Below are 14,030 nucleotides of genomic sequence, written 5' to 3' on the forward strand. Positions count from 1 at the left end.
CTGGCCGTGCCCGCGCGCCCCCGACACGGCACACCGGTACCGCGTCGACGGGACGGCGCGTCATCACCTGTCGAAGCCGGCCTCGACCGCTGAACGCAGCAGGCGGACGCGCCGCCGGTGGCCACGGCATCGCGCTCGGGTTCCACTTCGGAGAAGGCTTGTGCCTGGCGCGGCGTGTGCCCGGAGCGGGCAACCTGGCACAGGGATCCGGGCGCGGCAAAGGCGCCCACCGCCACAGTGGGGCCTCGTCAGGGTGAGGCGCATCGGCCTCAGGGCGGGGAGATCTGAGCGGCAACGAGCGGATGCGGCCTGCGCGGCACCCGTCGAAGGCATGCGCTGTCAGCGGTCCCGCCCAGGAAAGGCGCGGAAGACCGATGACTTTCGGAGCCGGCCCTCGTCTACCGTGCGACAACCTCACAAGAGCGAGACAGGGAGCACGAGATGGCCACGGAACAGACGACGACCGAGGGTTTCTCCTACACGCTGGAGCGGACGTTGGAGGCTCCCGCGGCTGCGGTGTGGAGCGCCTGGACCGAAGCGGAGTCCTACATGCAGTGGTCCTATGCCGCCCCCGGATCGGTCGAGTTGGACGTGCGGCCGGGCGGGACGTGGAAGGCGACGATGGTCACCCCGGACGGCGGGCAGTTCCCGTTGACCGGCTCGTACTCCGAGGTCGTCGAGAACCGGCGTCTGGTCATCGGCATGGACGTACCCGGGAAGGACGAGCCGGCGCTCATGACCGTCGAACTCGCCGAACAGGGTGCCCACCGGACCCGCATCGTGGTGGCCCAGACCTGCGACACCGCCGACGAACGCGACGGCGCCGAGCAGGGCACCACCATGCTCCTGGACAGCCTGACGGCCTTCCTCAAGGCCGCGAACTGACACCTGCGGCCGAGCCGGTGCCCGATCATGGGAGGCCAGACCCGTCCCGCACGTCCGCCCCGCACGGCGGACGCCCAGGTCAGGGAGCGTCCCCCCGGCCTGGGCGCGCGTCGTCCCCCGAGCTGTGCGATGTGACAGGCCCGGTCACCGCGGCCGTTCCGGATCCGTTTGCGGGGATGGGAGCGGCCGCCAGGACGACGCCTCCACCAGGACGACGATGCCGCTCAGGGCGAAGAAGATCGCGGCCCCGGTGGTGATGGTGCGGGACTCGGCCCTACTGGCGCTGTCGTACTGGGCGTTGGTCAATGCGACGCGCTCGCCCCGCGGGTCCGCAGCGTCCTTCCGGGTGACGTAGTGGACGCCGTGCGCGTCCGTCCGGACGTCCTCGCCGCCTCCTCCGGCGAGTCCCAGCAGGCACAGGGCGAACACCGCGCCGTAGAACCACTTCAGGCGTGCGGGCAGGTCCCACACGAACCAGAACAGGCGAACGCCGTTCCCCCGGCCGAGGATCTGCGCGGCGCCGCCGGAGGTCAGGGCACGTACAAATGCGGCGCCGCAGACCGGGAACACGAGGAGGAGGACGGCCATCGCGACGGCGTGGGGCACGAGGCGCGGGCCCGGCAGCCAGGTCGCGGCGGTGAGCAGCAGCGAGAGGACGCACAGCGCGCCGGCGAGAAGGAAGTGCACGAGACGGCCGCGCTCCAGCCCCAGCAATGCCCACAGGTCCACGGCTCAGGACGATAGGCCCGGGCATGATCGGCGTCCAGGGGGGGGGACGGACAGACACCGCAAGTCGCCGCGGTCACTGGGTGGTTCGGCCCGCGCTCAGGGGCGCCGGGAGGGCTGCGCGAGCAGCGCGAACAGTGCCTCCAGCGTGCGGGTCAAGGTGGCCTCGTCGCTGCGGTTGAGGGCGGTGCTGCCGATCATCCTGCGCATCAGCCAGAATCCCGCGACGACCGAGAGGATCATCGCCGCGCGATCGGTGCCGCGCAGGTCCGGGGCGACGTCGAGCAGGTGGGCCTCGACGTGCTTCTCGATGCCGGTCCGCAGGATCTCGGCGGCGCGCGGGTTGGCCGCGGAACGCAGCATGAGCAGGAACGGGTCGAGGCTGTCGGCCTCCGGGTCGGTCCGGCGGACCAGTGCGGCGGCCACGTCGCGGGCGAGGGTGGCGGGGTCGCTGGTGAGGACGGTGCGCTCGGCCATGGAAGCCTCGACCACCTCGGCGAAGAGCCCTTCCTTGGAGCCGAAGTAGCGGTTGACCAGCATCGCCGTGACGCCCGCGGCCCGGGCGATGTCCCGGACGCCGATGCCGTCGTAGCCGTGGCGGGTGAAGCCCTCGATGCCGGCCCGCAGGATGGCCTTCTTGGTGGCGGCGGCGTCGCGGGGACGAGGTGCTGTCATGTGTACGACTGTAGACTGGCCGCATGTCTACAGTCGTATACATGAAGGGAAGGAAAGTGCGATGGATCTGGGACTCACCGGCCGCCGGGCACTCGTGACCGGCTCCAGCTCCGGACTGGGCGAGGCGATCGTCCGACTCCTCGCCGCCGAGGGCGCCGACGTCGTGGTGCACGGACGGGACGAGGACCGGGCCCGCAAGGTGGCGCGGGACATCGGCGCGGCCGCGGTGGCGATCGGCGACCTCGCCACGGATGGGGGCGCCGACGCGGTGGCCGAGGGCGCCGGCGCTGTCGACATCCTGGTCAACAACGCCGGCGCGTACGACCACGCCGACTGGGCCGACGCCACCCCGGAGGTGTGGATGCGGACGTACGAGATCAACGTGGTCTCCGGCGTGCGGATGATCCGGCGGCTGGTGCCCGGCATGCGCGAGCGCGGCTGGGGCCGGGTGATCCAGATCGGCGGCGGCCTGGCGTCGCAGCCGACGGCCCTGCTGCCCCACTACAACGCGACGCTCGCCGCGCGGCACAACCTCGCCGTCTCCCTGGCGCGAGAGCTGAAGGACACCGGGGTGACGTCCAACGTGGTCTCCCCCGGCGCGGTCCTCGTCGACTCGGTGGAGCGCCTGCTGACGGGCATGGCGGCGGAGCGCGAGTGGGGCGAGTCGTGGGAGGAGATCGAGCGCAACGCCGCTCGTGACTTCGTGCCCAACGACACCGGACGCTTTGGCCGTCCGGAGGAGATCGCGGGCGCGGTCGCGTACCTCGCCAGTCGCTACGGCGACTACGTCAGCGGCGCCACACTCCGCGTCGACGGCGGCACCATCCGATCGGTGAACTGAACCGCCTCCTCAGTCCGCGACGTGGATCCCGGCGAATCCGGCCCAGTTGCGCCCGATGCGGCCCCAGCGCGGCGCGGCGGCGCCGGGTACGCCGGCCGGCGGGTCGTCGCGGAGCCGGCCGGTGAACAACGGGCGCAGATCGGTGTCGCGTTCGGCCCAGGCCGCGGAGAACTGGCTGCGGGTGACGCGGAGGCTGCTGTTGAGCTGGGCGACGGCCGCGCGGGCGCAGTCCTCGCGCCATTCGTCGCCGGACCAGGTCATCGACCCCGCGGGGGGTGCCACGTTGAGGGCGAGGCTCAGGAAGCACGCCGCGTTGTAGTAGACGAGGTAGCCCGCGGAGGCGCGGTTGGGCACGCGGTGCCCCGGCGCCGGGCCGGCGATCAGCGCCTCGCCGTGCGTACGGGCCTGCGGTCCCCGCCGCCGCCACGTTCTCGGCGCGGGGGAACCGTCGCCCGCGTGCCCGGCGCCGCGCCGGTGGTCGGCGTGGAGCATGCGGCGTATCCCCCAGTCCGGGCCGCCCCACAGCCGGCCCCACCGCGCCCACACGCCGCCCGTCACCTCCCTGGCCACCGTGACGAACGCCTCGCGCAGCCGGTCGGGATCAGGCTGGCGGTTCATCCGCAGTTCCTCGGCCGCCTCGGCGATGCGCACGGCCGCGAGGAAGGAACGGCGGCGGGTGCGCAGCGCGGGGCGGGGCCGCTCCATGGCGAACCACTGGCGCCAGTAGCGGCGTTCGCCGAGGTTGCGGCGGCCGAGGAGCCATGTGCGGGCGTAGCGGCGGACCATGGCCGACCAGGACAGGCGGTTCAGGAGCAGCCGCAGGTGCTCCCGGGAGTCGCGCTCGTAGTCCTCGGGCCGGTGATCGCCGCCCGACCGGGCGCGGTTCTGCTCGGCGCAGGCGATGGACAGCCGGTAGGCGGTCTCGACGTGCTCGGGCCACAGCTGGATGCAGTCCTCGTAGATCTCGATGGCGTGCTGGATGTGGGCGGCGGGCTCCTCCGCGCCCCCGTCCTGGCCCATGAGCTCCAGGACGCCGGCCTGGTGCAGCCGGACGGTGAGGTTCCCGGGCACCAGCGCGGCGGCCTCCTTGTAGTGCCGCAGGGCGTGCCGGTAGTGGGCGCGCTCCTGGGCGGGGTCGCCGCGCTTCTTCGCGGCCAGCGCCTCCTCCTGCGCCCGGACCCCCATGCGGTGGAAGCGGTACGAGTCGTAGTCGTCGCCCCAGCTCTCCCAGCGCGGGATGCGGTCCTGGGAGCGCGGGTCGCCCAGGATCTTCACCGTGCAGTAGCAGGCGATCCGCTCGTACAGCCGCCGGTCGCGCCGCCGGACCTCCTCGTCCGTGGCGTCGGGTCCGATGTCCTCGCCCTCCATGATGGTGGCGGCCACCACGGTGTTCTTCGGCATGTAGAGGACGCGGACCGAGAAGCGGGGCGGTTTGTCGTCGGCCGACAGGCAGTGCAGCATCACGTGGTACGCCCGCGGGCGGAAGAGGGCGAGGCGCTTCATCACGTCCACCCAGCCGTGCGGTGAGGATGTCGTCTCCGGTGCCGGGTCGGGACCGGTGGGGGTGCCGCTGCCGGGGGTCAGGACGCGCGGGCCGAGCGCGTCGGCGGCCATGTGCTCCGTGATGTACGCGGCCAGTTCCCTGGTGCGCGCGGACTCCTGGTCGTGGCCGTGCCCGTGTGCCGGGTCCGCCGCGCCGTGCCCGCCGCCGTTGCCCCGGTGGCCGTTGGCCTGGCCGCCGAGGAGGCCGCGGTCCTCGGACACCACCACCGGCAGCAGTCGGCTGCTGCGGTGCCGCAGCAGCAGCCCGGATCCCAGGCGCACGGCGACCACGATCACGATGACCGCGAAGATGCCCAGCACCCACACGGCGGTGCCGCCCGACTGCTGCCAGAAGCCGTCCCAGAAACCGCTGTCATCGGCCGCGCCGGGCACGGCGAAACCCCTCCCCATGGCACATCCCCCCGTCACACTCTCCCCGGCGCATGTTTCCCGCCACGGGAGATCGACAATCCGCCATGTGCCCCGGCGGTCGGCAGGCGGTCAACCGCGGTGAGTCACCCCGGCGTTCGGCCCGACGCCCGGGCGACGAGCCAGTCGAGGGCCTCGGGGGCGGCGGTGAGGACCGAGACATGGCCCTCGTCCGGGAGGACGCGGAGATCGGCGGTGGGCATGCACCGGGCGAGCCAGGCGGCGTGGCCGGCCGGAACCATGCGGTCGCGGCCGCCGTGCAGGAGGAGGACGGGCGAGCGGACGGCGGCCGGATCGAAGCCCCAGGGCGTGACGTAGGCGAGGTCGTCGTCGATCATGCCGTCGGGTTCGCCCTGGAGGGCCCGGCCGGCGACCGAGGCGAGCCAGGCCCAGGCGTCGGCCAGCGCGGCGTGATCGGCGGGGGTGAACATCTCCGGGTCGTAGTCGCTGCCGGCCAGGTACTCCTCCAGCGGGGAGCGGCCCGCGGCGGACGCCCTCAGTTCGGCCACGCTCGACGGGCACATCCCGGCGAACCAGTCGATTCCCTCGGCGCCGTACGGGGCGAGCCCGGCGCCGCTGACCGTCGCGACCACGCGGTCCGGGAGCAGCGCGGCGCACGCGAGGGCGTGCGGGCCTCCGCCGGAGTGGCCGAGCACGGCGAACCGCTCGATTCCGAGGGCGTCGGCGACGGCGGCGACGTCCGCCGCGGCGGCCGCGATGTCCCGCCCGGGGTGCGGGGTGGAGCCGCCGTACCCGGGCCGGTCGTAGGAGAACCAGCGGATGCCGCGCTTCTGCGCGGCCTCGAAGAGGGGTTCCGGCGGCTCCCCCACGTTGGGCGTGCCGTGCAGCCAGACGACGGGAAGGTCGTCGCCGCCCGCCGCCGGTCCGGTGTCGTAGAAGTGAAGGGTTCGTCCGTCGCGCAGTTCGGTGTCCGCTTCGGTGACCATGCGCCGAGTGTAGGAACCGCCACTGACAGCCGTGCGGCGTTCGGCCGCGGTGCTCAGCCGACCGGCTGGTGGGCCGCGGGGTGGTGGGGCGGGTGGCGGGCCGCCAGGGAGCGGATGTGGAAGGCGTGGACGATCTCGGCGACGCCGAGCACGATCAGCCACACGCCGGAGACCAGGGTGAGGGCCGCGAGGGAGCCGAAGGGCGAGACGATCAGCACGATGCCCGCCAGGAGGGTGAGCGCGCCGAAGAAGATCTGCCAGCCGCGGGCGGGCAGGCCCTCGGTGGAGATCGCCGCGGCGATCAGCATGATGCCGCGCAGCAGCCAGCCGAAGCCGATCCACAGGGCGAGCAGCAGCAGGGACTGCGCCGCCCCGCGGAAGCAGATCAGGCCGAGCAGGATGCTCAGGGCGCCGGTGACGAAGTTCAGTACCCGCAGGCTGCCCGGCACGTGCGGGCCGAAGGCGCCGGCCAGCTGGAAGACGCCGCTGATCAGCAGGTAGACGCCGAAGAGCACACCGACCACGAGCAGTGTCTCGCCGGGCCATGCCAGGACGCAGACGCCGAGGGCGATCGCGGCGACTCCGGCGGTGAGGAGGACCTGCCAGCCCCGCTTGGAAAGGGCGCCGAGGAGTCCCGCCGGCATACCGGCGGAGGGGTAGGTGGTCATGACACCCGCCTTTCGCGGACGGACCGAGGACCGTGCTGGAGAGCCCGTTCATCGTGCGTCGCCCCGGGCGCGGCCGCCAGCCGTCCAGATTGTCGGTGATGGCCCGCTTATGCGGCGGGCCCCCGGGCAGGCGCCGGGAGTACGAGAGGACCCCGCCGACGTGCCGCGGCGTGCGGAGGGTCGCCGTTGCGGACCGTCCGCACGCAATCGCCCGGCAAGAGGAGACTTCATGAACGTCCCGACACCGCACGAGAACGCGGCCCGGCCCGAGGACGCAGCGTCCGCGGCGGAGATCGCCGACACCGAGGCCGTACTGGCCGACCTGGCGTGCAGGACGGCCTTGCTGCCGCAGGTGCCGCCGGCCGACGGCGAGGATCCCCGCCCCGAGGGGGCGGTGTCCCTGCCCGTGATCGAACAGGACGGCACCCAGTACATCCCCGTGTTCACCGCCGAGGAGACGCTCGTCGCGGCCGGTGGGGACCCGGCGACCGCGGTGCGCATCCCCGTCGCGGAGCTGGCCGCGAACTGGCCGACCGATGACCTGTGGCTGGCGGTGGACCCGTCCACCGAGGAGGGACTGGCCCTGCCCCCTGACCTGGTGCGGGCGCTGCCGGTCTTCGCCGAGGCCGCCGAGGCCACCGAGGGCGCCGAGGGCGCCGGTGCGCGGGTACGGGACGCCGGGGAGTCCGGGCCGACCCCGCTCGGCTGAGCGGGGGACCTTCCCCGTACCGGCGCGCCGGCGCCGCCGCTGTCAGACCGGCACGCCCCGCGGTCCCTTGATGCGCTTCATGATCATCTGTGAGTTGACCTCGCTCACTCCCGGCAGGGAGATCAGGGTCTCGGTCCAGAAGCGCTCGTAGGCGTCGCTGTCGTTGACGGCGATGCGCAGCAGGCAGCCCGGCGCGCCGTAGAGCCGGTAGGCCTCCACGATGTCCGGGGTGGACCGGACCTGGGCCTCGAACGACTCGACGGACTCGCGGTCCCGGCGCACCTCGACGGAGGCGAAGACCTCGAAGCCGCGACCCACGGCGGCCGGGTCGACCACCGCGCGGTAGCTCTGGATCACGCCGTCCTCCTCCAGCTGGCGCACCCGGCGCAGACAGGGTGAGGGGGTCAGGCCGACGCGGGCGGCGAGCTCCTGGTTGGTGAGCCGGCCGTCCGCCTGCAGTTCACGCAAGATACTTCTGTCAATGGCGTCCATGTCGGCGATTCCTACCACGATCACGCGATCTACGCGGGCTGATTCGCAATCGCATGCCCGTTCCCTGCGCATATCCTTGCGGCGGAGGATTGGGCGCACACGCGAGCGAGGGACACGTGAAGCACATCGTCGTGATCGGCACCGGCGGCACGATCGCCAGCCGGTGGCAGGGGGTGGGTTACGCGGCCGAGGCCGCCGGCCGCGAGGTACTGGCGGCGGGTGCGGTCCCCGAGGGCGTCGAGGTCACCGTCCGCGACCTGTTCACGGTGAACAGCTCCCGGCTGACCAGCGCCCACCAGATGCGCCTGCTGCACACGGTGCACGAGGTGCTGGCCGACCCGGCCGTGGACGGCATCGTGATCACGCACGGCACCGACACCATGGAGGAGTCCGCCTTCCTGCTGGACCTCCACCACGACGACCGGCGCCCGGTGGTGTTCACCGGCGCCCAACTGCCCCTGGACTCCACCGACGGCGACGCCGCGGGCAATCTGTACGACGCCCTGCTGACCGCCGCGACCGCCGAGGACGTCGGCGTGGTCATCACCTTCGGCGGCTTCGTGCACGCCGCCCGCGGCACCGTCAAGGCGCACACGCTGGACGTGCAGGCCTTCGCCGACCCGTCGGGACGGCCGCTGGGGCGGGTGAAGTTCGGCGAGATCGCCTGGAGCGGCCCGCGCCCGCGGGCCGCCGCGCTGCCGCTGCCGGACACCGGGGCGACGGCGCCGCGCGTCGACGTGGTGATGCATCACGTCGACGCCGACCCGGTGCTCTTCGACGCCGCGCTGGCGGCCGGGGCCGAGGGCATCGTCCTGGTGGGCACCGGCGCGGGCAACGCCACCCCGGAGTTCGCCGAGGCCGTGCGCCGGGCGGTGGACGCGGGCGTGCTGGTCGCCGTGAGCACCCGGGTCGCGGCGGGCCCGGTGGCGCCGATGTACACCGGAGGGGGCGCCGTGGACCTCGCGGCGGCCGGCGGCGTGCTGGCGGGGACGCTGCGTGCCGGGCAGGCGAGGATCGCCGTGCTCGCCGCGCTGCTCTCGGCGCGGGACACCGCGGAGCGCACGCAGGCGCTGCGGCGCATCGTCGGGACCGCGCAGGAGCGTACGCCCGCGGCCGCCTGAGTCCGCGTCAGCGCCCCTTCCCGCCGGCCGCGGAGGGCCGTTCGGCCCGCACCATCAGAGATTGATCTGGTTGATGGTGTCCGCCAGCGAGTCGAGGAACTTGTTGATCGCGGGCGCCATGCCCGTGGAAGCCAGGAAGAAGCCGAACAGCGCGGCGACGATCGCCGGTCCAACTTTGAGTGTTTTGCCCCTGATGAGCACGACCATGATGATCGCCAACAAGAGCACCACGGACAGGGAGATGGCCACTGGGGATCACATCCTCGGTCTGACGCCTCATCGTTCCGGGGGAACAGCCGCCTGCCGCGCCCCCGCGACGTCCATCGTGCCACCTGCCGCCGACACCGAGACCCCGCAGGGCTCACCTTCCCCGCAGACCGGGCACGCACACCTGTGACGCGGGGCACGGTGCCCGCCGGAAGCCCTCGCGGGACGGCGTCCCGACCGCCTCCGACGCGGCGAATCCCGTCATTGTGAGCCGAGTTCCGAAAGCATTGTGGTCAAACCGCTGCCGTGCGCAGCCAGTTGCCGCGCCAAGGGTCGCCGCGGGCTCCGGATGCCGGCCGTTCCTTCCGTTCCACCGTTTCACGACCGGAGTGAACGGACGGACACGACAGCGGAATGAGCCGCCGACCCGGCAGCCCCTCGCGGTGGCGCCGGTGACCGCCGCGTCGAGGCCGATCGGCTCTACCACCGGGCGTCCACGGCCCGGTTGGGGCTGCCCTGGTGGACCGGCGTGGTGACGCCCTTCGCCCGCTTCGCCGGGCCGCTGCCGCCGACCGCCTGCTTCTTCGCGTGGGTGCCGCATCGGCGGACGCGGTTCACCGCCCTGGGGGGCGGGGACGCGGCACGGCCACCTGCTGCACGGGGGCGTGGTGAGGACCGCCCGGCCCCTGGGCCGGTTCTCGCCCTGATCGCGGGCGCCGTGGTCACGGCAAGGCTCTTCCGCTTCGCGGTGCGGCCGCGGAAGGCCTGGGCCTTCCTCCGTACCGAGCCGGTCAGTCCCGGCACACGATGAGCAGGGCGCGGTCGTCGTTGACGTCCTTGGCGACCGCCTCGATCAACTGCCAGGCCGAGCCCCGGAAGCCGTGCGCGACATAGCGGTCGGCCTCGCCGATGAGCCGGTCGATGCCCTCGGCGATGTCGCGGCCGGCGGCCTCCACCAGGCCGTCGGTGAACAGCAGCAGGACGTCGCCGGAGCGCAGCGTGCCCTTCACGCCGTGGAACTCGGCACCGTCGTAGACGCCCAGCAGCGGGCCCTCGGCCGCCTTCTCCTCCCAGCGGCCGGTGCCGGCGCTGAGCTGCATGCCGGGCAGGTGACCCGCGGAGAGCAGTTCGTAGTCGCCGGTCTCCAGGTCCAGCACCAGGTGGACGGAGGTGGCGAAGCCCTCGTCCCAGTTCTGCCGCAGCAGATAGCCGTTGGCGGCGGTGAGGAAGGCGTGCGGCGGGAGCGAGCCCAGCAGGCCGCCGAAGGCGCCGGACAGCAGCAGGGCCCGTGAACCGGCGTCCATGCCCTTGCCGGAGACGTCGGTGAGGACCGCCTCCAGGATCCGGCCGCCGGTGGTGCGGGTGGCCACCACGAAGTCGCCGGAGAACGACTGGCCGCCGGCCGGCCGCAGCGCCATCTCCGCGTGCCAGCCGTCCGGCAGCCGGGGAATCCTGCTCTGCACCCGGATGCGCTCGCGCAGGTCGAAGAGCATGGTGCCGCCGCGCATCCAGGGCACGCCGACCCGGGCGCGGAACTGGGCGACGACCAGCCCGGCGAGTGCGACCGCCGCCACCACCAGCACGGTGCCGGGCGTGACCCGGCCCACGCCGTCCCGGTACGGGCCCAGCACCGCCGACTCCACGACCAGCGCCACCGCCGAGCTGCCGTACAGCAGCAGCAGGCTCGACGGCCGCAGCAGCAGCCCGCCGAGGAGGACGGGGAGCACGAGCGTGGTGGGCGGGCACCACTGCGGGGCCAGCACGGTCCCCCAGGCGATCACGGGGACGCAGAGCAGCAGGACGATCAGCGCCAGCCAGTCCGCGGCGTCGCCGCGGAAGTAGTCGACCGCGGATTTGCGCAGGCCGACGCGGGCCCGGTGGGCCGTTCTCCCCCACCTGGCCCTCAAGCCGTCTCCTACCGGGCGTTGTGCCATGTTCCCGGCGACCTTATCCACTGTCACCCGTTCTCCGCAGCGCAGGTCCCCCCGGCGGTTCGCCGCCCCGGGGCGGCGGACGGCGAAAATCGCTCGCCGGTACGGGAGGGCGCTGGTAGGCAGGAGCCATGACGGCGGACTTGCGGGTTCTGGAACCCGGGCAGTGGGACACGTGGTTCGGCACGCTGGAGCGGGCTTTCGGCAGTACGGCCGAGCCCGCGGAGGAGCGGGAGTTCGACCGCTCGGTGACGGAGACCGGGCGGTCGCTCGCCGCCTGGGACGGCGACGAGATCGTCGGCACGGCGGGGGCCTTCTCCTTCCGCCTGGCGGTACCGGGCGGCGCGGTGGTGCCCGCGGCCGGCGTGACGATGGTGAGCGTCGCCGCGACGCACCGGCGCCGGGGGGTGCTGACCGCGATGATGCGGCGGCAGCTGGACGACGTGCGCGGGCTCGGCGAGCCGCTGGCGGTGCTGACCGCCTCGGAACCGGCCATTTACGGCCGCTTCGGCTACGCGGTGGTCACCGACCAGATGCTCGTGGACATCGACACCGTGCGCGCGGGCCTGACGGTTCCGGACGGCGCCGACGACGTACGGCTGCGCTTCGCGGACCTGGAGGGGTCGGTGCCGGCGTGCGAGGCGGTCTACGCCCGACTGGTCCCGGGCCGCCCGGGCATGCTGGAGCGGCGGCCCGGATGGGAGCGCAAGGGGGTACTGGACGCGGAGGCGTACCGCGACGGCGCGTCGAACCTGCAGTGCGTGCTCGCCGAGCGGGACGGCGAGGTGGTCGGTTATGTGCGCTACGCGGTCAAGAGTTCCTGGAACGCCCACGGGCCCGACGGCACCGTCGTACTGCGCGACCTGGAGGCGCTGGACCCGGCGGCCCGCGGCGCGCTGTGGCGCTACCTGTTCGGCATCGACCTGACCTGCCGGGTGACCGCCCGCAACCGCCCGGCCGACGACGCGATCCTGCACATGGTGGACGACGTGCGCCGCTGCGGCGTGCGCTTCCGGGACGGCATGCTGCTGCGCCCGGTCGAGGTGGGCGCCGCCCTCGCGGCCCGTACGTACACGGCGCCGGTGGACGTCGTGCTGGAGGTCGAGGACCCCTTCTGCCCCTGGAACGAGGGCCGGTGGCGGCTCTGCGGCGACGCCAAGGGCGCGTCGTGCGAGCGCACCACCGACCCGGCGGACCTCGCGCTGTCCGCGCGGGAGCTGGGCGCGGCCTACCTGGGCGGCACCTCGCTCACCGCGCTGGAGCGCGCCGGCCGGGTACGGGAACTGCGCCGCGGAGCGCTGAAGGATGCCTCGGTCGCCTTCGGCAGCGACATCGCTCCCTGGCTGCCGCACGGCTTCTGAGCGGACCGCCGGCAGCCGGGCAGCGGAAGGGGTTCCGCGCCGCGAGCGCGGCGGTGCGGAACCGGCGCCCCGGGGGCCGCAGCCCCGCCCGCCCTCCGCCTCAGGCCGAAGGCTGACACCCCGGGCACCAGAAGAGGTTCCGCGCCGCGAGCGCGGCGGTGCGGACCTCGGTGCCGCAGACGAGGCAGGGCATGGCGGCGCGGCGGTAGACGTAGACCTCGCCGCCATGGTCGTCGACGCGCGGCGGCCGGCCCATGGCCTCGGGTGTGTGCTCGGGCCGTACGGTGTCGATCCGGTTGTTGCGCACTCCCTCGCGCATGAGCGCCACCAGGTCGTCCCAGACCGCCCGCCACCGGGCGGGGCCCAGGTCGCGGCCCGCCGTGTACGGGTCGATGCCGTGCCGGAAGAGGACCTCGGCGCGGTAGACGTTGCCGACGCCCGCGACGACCTTCTGGTCCATCAGCAGGGCGGCGATGCTGGTGCGGCTGCGCGCTATACGGGACCACGCGCGGTCGCCGGTGTCGGCGGGGCGCAGCGGGTCGGGGCCGAGGCGGTCGTGGATCGCCTGCTTCTCCCCGTCCGTGATGAGCTCGCAGGCCGTGGGGCCGCGCAGGTCCATGTGGTGGTCGGCGGTGGCCAGCCGGAGCCGGACCTGGCCGACGGGCGCGCCGCCCGGCCCGGCGCCGAAGCCGCTCTTGCCGTAGAGGCCGAGGTGCACATGGACCCAGCCGAGCGGCCCGAAGCCCAGGAAGAGGTGCTTGCCGTGGGCCTCCGCGCCCTGCAGCACCTGGCCGTCCAGGAGCGCGGCACCGTCGGAGAACTTGCCCTGCGGACTGCTCGCGCGGACCACGCGGCCGCCGAAGCGCTCCTCGTGGTCCGCGGCGAGGCGGTGGATCGTATGCCCTTCGGGCATGCCCGGATCAGCCCTCCCGGGGGTCGGCCGGGACGGGCGGCAGTTCGCCGGTGGCCTCGTAGGCGGTGAGCATGCCGATGCGGCGGGAGTGCCGCTCCTCACCCGAGTACGGGGTGTTCAGGAAGACCTCGATGAACCGGGTCGCGTCCTCGCGGGAGTGCATGCGGGCGCCGACGCTGATGACGTTGGCGTTGTTGTGCTCGCGGCCCAGGGTGGCGGTCTCCTCGCTCCACGCGAGCACGGCGCGCACGCCCTTGACCTTGTTCGCCGCGATGGCCTCGCCGTTGCCGGAGCCGCCGATGACGATGCCGCGGGCGTCGGGGGCGGCGGCGGCGCCCTCGGCGGCGCGCAGGCAGAACGGCGGGTAGTCGTCCTGGGCGTCGTAGACGTGCGGTCCGCAGTCGACGGGCTCGTGGCCGTTGGCCTTGAGCCACTCGACGAGGTGGTTCTTCAGTTCGAAGCCGGCATGGTCGGAGCCGAGGTACACGCGCATAGCGTCGAGTGTGGCACGGCGGCCCCCGAGGGTGGCGACCCGGGTGCTCCGAGTGAGGGGGCGGAGGCGCCATGTGGTGTACGTGAGGGA

The 14,030-nt window shown here is 73.4% G+C and carries 16 protein-coding genes; 5 read left to right on the forward strand and 11 right to left on the reverse strand.

Features of this window, described 5'->3' with window-relative positions:
* Window positions 1-441: 441 nt before the first annotated feature.
* Window positions 442-885, forward strand: a complete 444-nt coding sequence (locus ACIP98_RS15490) for an SRPBCC domain-containing protein (RefSeq protein WP_401976202.1) — start codon at window positions 442-444, stop codon at window positions 883-885.
* A gap of 144 nt (window positions 886-1,029) precedes the next feature.
* Here ACIP98_RS15490 and ACIP98_RS15495 read toward each other — a convergent pair whose 3' ends face one another.
* Entirely contained in the window at window positions 1,030-1,614 is a 585-nt protein-coding gene (locus ACIP98_RS15495; RefSeq protein ID WP_319661342.1) for a hypothetical protein, read from the reverse strand.
* A 96-nt stretch (window positions 1,615-1,710) separates the two neighbouring features.
* Window positions 1,711-2,286 (reverse strand): TetR family transcriptional regulator, encoded by a 576-nt coding sequence (locus ACIP98_RS15500; protein WP_319661343.1) that lies wholly within the window; start codon window positions 2,284-2,286, stop codon window positions 1,711-1,713.
* Between the two features lie 61 nt (window positions 2,287-2,347).
* On the opposite strand from ACIP98_RS15500, the gene ACIP98_RS15505 reads away from it, so the two are divergent.
* Entirely contained in the window at window positions 2,348-3,127 is a 780-nt protein-coding gene (locus tag ACIP98_RS15505) for an SDR family NAD(P)-dependent oxidoreductase (RefSeq protein WP_401976205.1), read from the forward strand.
* A gap of 9 nt (window positions 3,128-3,136) precedes the next feature.
* Here the strand turns inward: ACIP98_RS15505 and ACIP98_RS15510 are convergent, their stop codons facing one another.
* The 3 genes from ACIP98_RS15510 to ACIP98_RS15520 form a co-directional block, all read right to left on the reverse strand.
* On the reverse strand, window positions 3,137-5,080 hold the full coding sequence (locus ACIP98_RS15510) for a hypothetical protein (RefSeq protein WP_401976207.1): 1,944 nt from the start codon (window positions 5,078-5,080) through the stop codon (window positions 3,137-3,139).
* 104 nt (window positions 5,081-5,184) lie between these two features.
* Complete coding sequence (locus tag ACIP98_RS15515; protein ID WP_401976210.1) at window positions 5,185-6,045, reverse strand: alpha/beta fold hydrolase; 861 nt, start codon at window positions 6,043-6,045, stop codon at window positions 5,185-5,187.
* 53 nt (window positions 6,046-6,098) lie between these two features.
* Window positions 6,099-6,713 (reverse strand): HdeD family acid-resistance protein, encoded by a 615-nt coding sequence (locus ACIP98_RS15520; RefSeq protein ID WP_401976212.1) that lies wholly within the window; start codon window positions 6,711-6,713, stop codon window positions 6,099-6,101.
* A 229-nt stretch (window positions 6,714-6,942) separates the two neighbouring features.
* Here ACIP98_RS15520 and ACIP98_RS15525 point away from each other — a divergent pair, with 229 nt between their 5' ends.
* Window positions 6,943-7,422: an SseB family protein gene (locus ACIP98_RS15525; protein WP_319661348.1), complete on the forward strand. Its 480-nt coding sequence runs from the start codon at window positions 6,943-6,945 to the stop codon at window positions 7,420-7,422.
* A gap of 42 nt (window positions 7,423-7,464) precedes the next feature.
* On the opposite strand, the gene ACIP98_RS15530 is transcribed toward ACIP98_RS15525, so the two are convergent.
* A complete protein-coding gene (locus tag ACIP98_RS15530; protein WP_319661349.1) occupies window positions 7,465-7,914 on the reverse strand; it encodes an Lrp/AsnC family transcriptional regulator in 450 nt (149 codons plus the stop codon).
* 116 nt (window positions 7,915-8,030) lie between these two features.
* On the opposite strand from ACIP98_RS15530, the gene ACIP98_RS15535 reads away from it, so the two are divergent.
* A complete protein-coding gene (locus tag ACIP98_RS15535) occupies window positions 8,031-9,035 on the forward strand; it encodes an asparaginase (RefSeq protein ID WP_319661350.1) in 1,005 nt (334 codons plus the stop codon).
* Between the two features lie 54 nt (window positions 9,036-9,089).
* Here ACIP98_RS15535 and ACIP98_RS15540 read toward each other — a convergent pair whose 3' ends face one another.
* The 3 genes from ACIP98_RS15540 to ACIP98_RS15550 form a co-directional block, all read right to left on the reverse strand.
* Entirely contained in the window at window positions 9,090-9,284 is a 195-nt protein-coding gene (locus ACIP98_RS15540; RefSeq protein ID WP_319661351.1) for a hypothetical protein, read from the reverse strand.
* 438 nt (window positions 9,285-9,722) lie between these two features.
* On the reverse strand, window positions 9,723-9,860 hold the full coding sequence (locus ACIP98_RS15545; protein WP_401976216.1) for a hypothetical protein: 138 nt from the start codon (window positions 9,858-9,860) through the stop codon (window positions 9,723-9,725).
* A gap of 173 nt (window positions 9,861-10,033) precedes the next feature.
* Complete coding sequence (locus ACIP98_RS15550; RefSeq protein ID WP_319661354.1) at window positions 10,034-11,176, reverse strand: PP2C family protein-serine/threonine phosphatase; 1,143 nt, start codon at window positions 11,174-11,176, stop codon at window positions 10,034-10,036.
* A 128-nt stretch (window positions 11,177-11,304) separates the two neighbouring features.
* Here ACIP98_RS15550 and ACIP98_RS15555 point away from each other — a divergent pair, with 128 nt between their 5' ends.
* A complete protein-coding gene (locus ACIP98_RS15555; RefSeq protein ID WP_401976219.1) occupies window positions 11,305-12,534 on the forward strand; it encodes a GNAT family N-acetyltransferase in 1,230 nt (409 codons plus the stop codon).
* A 100-nt stretch (window positions 12,535-12,634) separates the two neighbouring features.
* Here the strand turns inward: ACIP98_RS15555 and ACIP98_RS15560 are convergent, their stop codons facing one another.
* Window positions 12,635-13,447 (reverse strand): DNA-formamidopyrimidine glycosylase family protein, encoded by an 813-nt coding sequence (locus ACIP98_RS15560; RefSeq protein WP_319661357.1) that lies wholly within the window; start codon window positions 13,445-13,447, stop codon window positions 12,635-12,637.
* A gap of 7 nt (window positions 13,448-13,454) precedes the next feature.
* Window positions 13,455-13,940 (reverse strand): ribose-5-phosphate isomerase, encoded by a 486-nt coding sequence (locus ACIP98_RS15565; protein WP_401976222.1) that lies wholly within the window; start codon window positions 13,938-13,940, stop codon window positions 13,455-13,457.
* Between the last annotated feature and the right edge of the window lie 90 nt (window positions 13,941-14,030).

This window comes from Streptomyces sp. NPDC088354 (genome assembly GCF_044753585.1).
Lineage (GTDB): Bacteria > Actinomycetota > Actinomycetes > Streptomycetales > Streptomycetaceae > Actinacidiphila.

Bases quoted from the DNA above. Each gene is read 5' to 3' on its own strand.
- ACIP98_RS15490 (WP_401976202.1), top strand. From the start codon at position 442: ATGGCCACGGAACAGACGACGACCGAGGGTTTCTCCTACACGCTGGAG.
- ACIP98_RS15500 (WP_319661343.1), bottom strand. From the start codon at position 2,286: ATGACAGCACCTCGTCCCCGCGACGCCGCCGCCACCAAGAAGGCCATC.
- ACIP98_RS15505 (WP_401976205.1), top strand. From the start codon at position 2,348: ATGGATCTGGGACTCACCGGCCGCCGGGCACTCGTGACCGGCTCCAGC.
- ACIP98_RS15510 (WP_401976207.1), bottom strand. From the start codon at position 5,080: ATGGGGAGGGGTTTCGCCGTGCCCGGCGCGGCCGATGACAGCGGTTTC.
- ACIP98_RS15515 (WP_401976210.1), bottom strand. From the start codon at position 6,045: ATGGTCACCGAAGCGGACACCGAACTGCGCGACGGACGAACCCTTCAC.
- ACIP98_RS15520 (WP_401976212.1), bottom strand. From the start codon at position 6,713: ATGACCACCTACCCCTCCGCCGGTATGCCGGCGGGACTCCTCGGCGCC.
- ACIP98_RS15525 (WP_319661348.1), top strand. From the start codon at position 6,943: ATGAACGTCCCGACACCGCACGAGAACGCGGCCCGGCCCGAGGACGCA.
- ACIP98_RS15530 (WP_319661349.1), bottom strand. From the start codon at position 7,914: ATGGACGCCATTGACAGAAGTATCTTGCGTGAACTGCAGGCGGACGGC.
- ACIP98_RS15550 (WP_319661354.1), bottom strand. From the start codon at position 11,176: ATGGCACAACGCCCGGTAGGAGACGGCTTGAGGGCCAGGTGGGGGAGA.
- ACIP98_RS15555 (WP_401976219.1), top strand. From the start codon at position 11,305: ATGACGGCGGACTTGCGGGTTCTGGAACCCGGGCAGTGGGACACGTGG.
- ACIP98_RS15560 (WP_319661357.1), bottom strand. From the start codon at position 13,447: ATGCCCGAAGGGCATACGATCCACCGCCTCGCCGCGGACCACGAGGAG.
- ACIP98_RS15565 (WP_401976222.1), bottom strand. From the start codon at position 13,940: ATGCGCGTGTACCTCGGCTCCGACCATGCCGGCTTCGAACTGAAGAAC.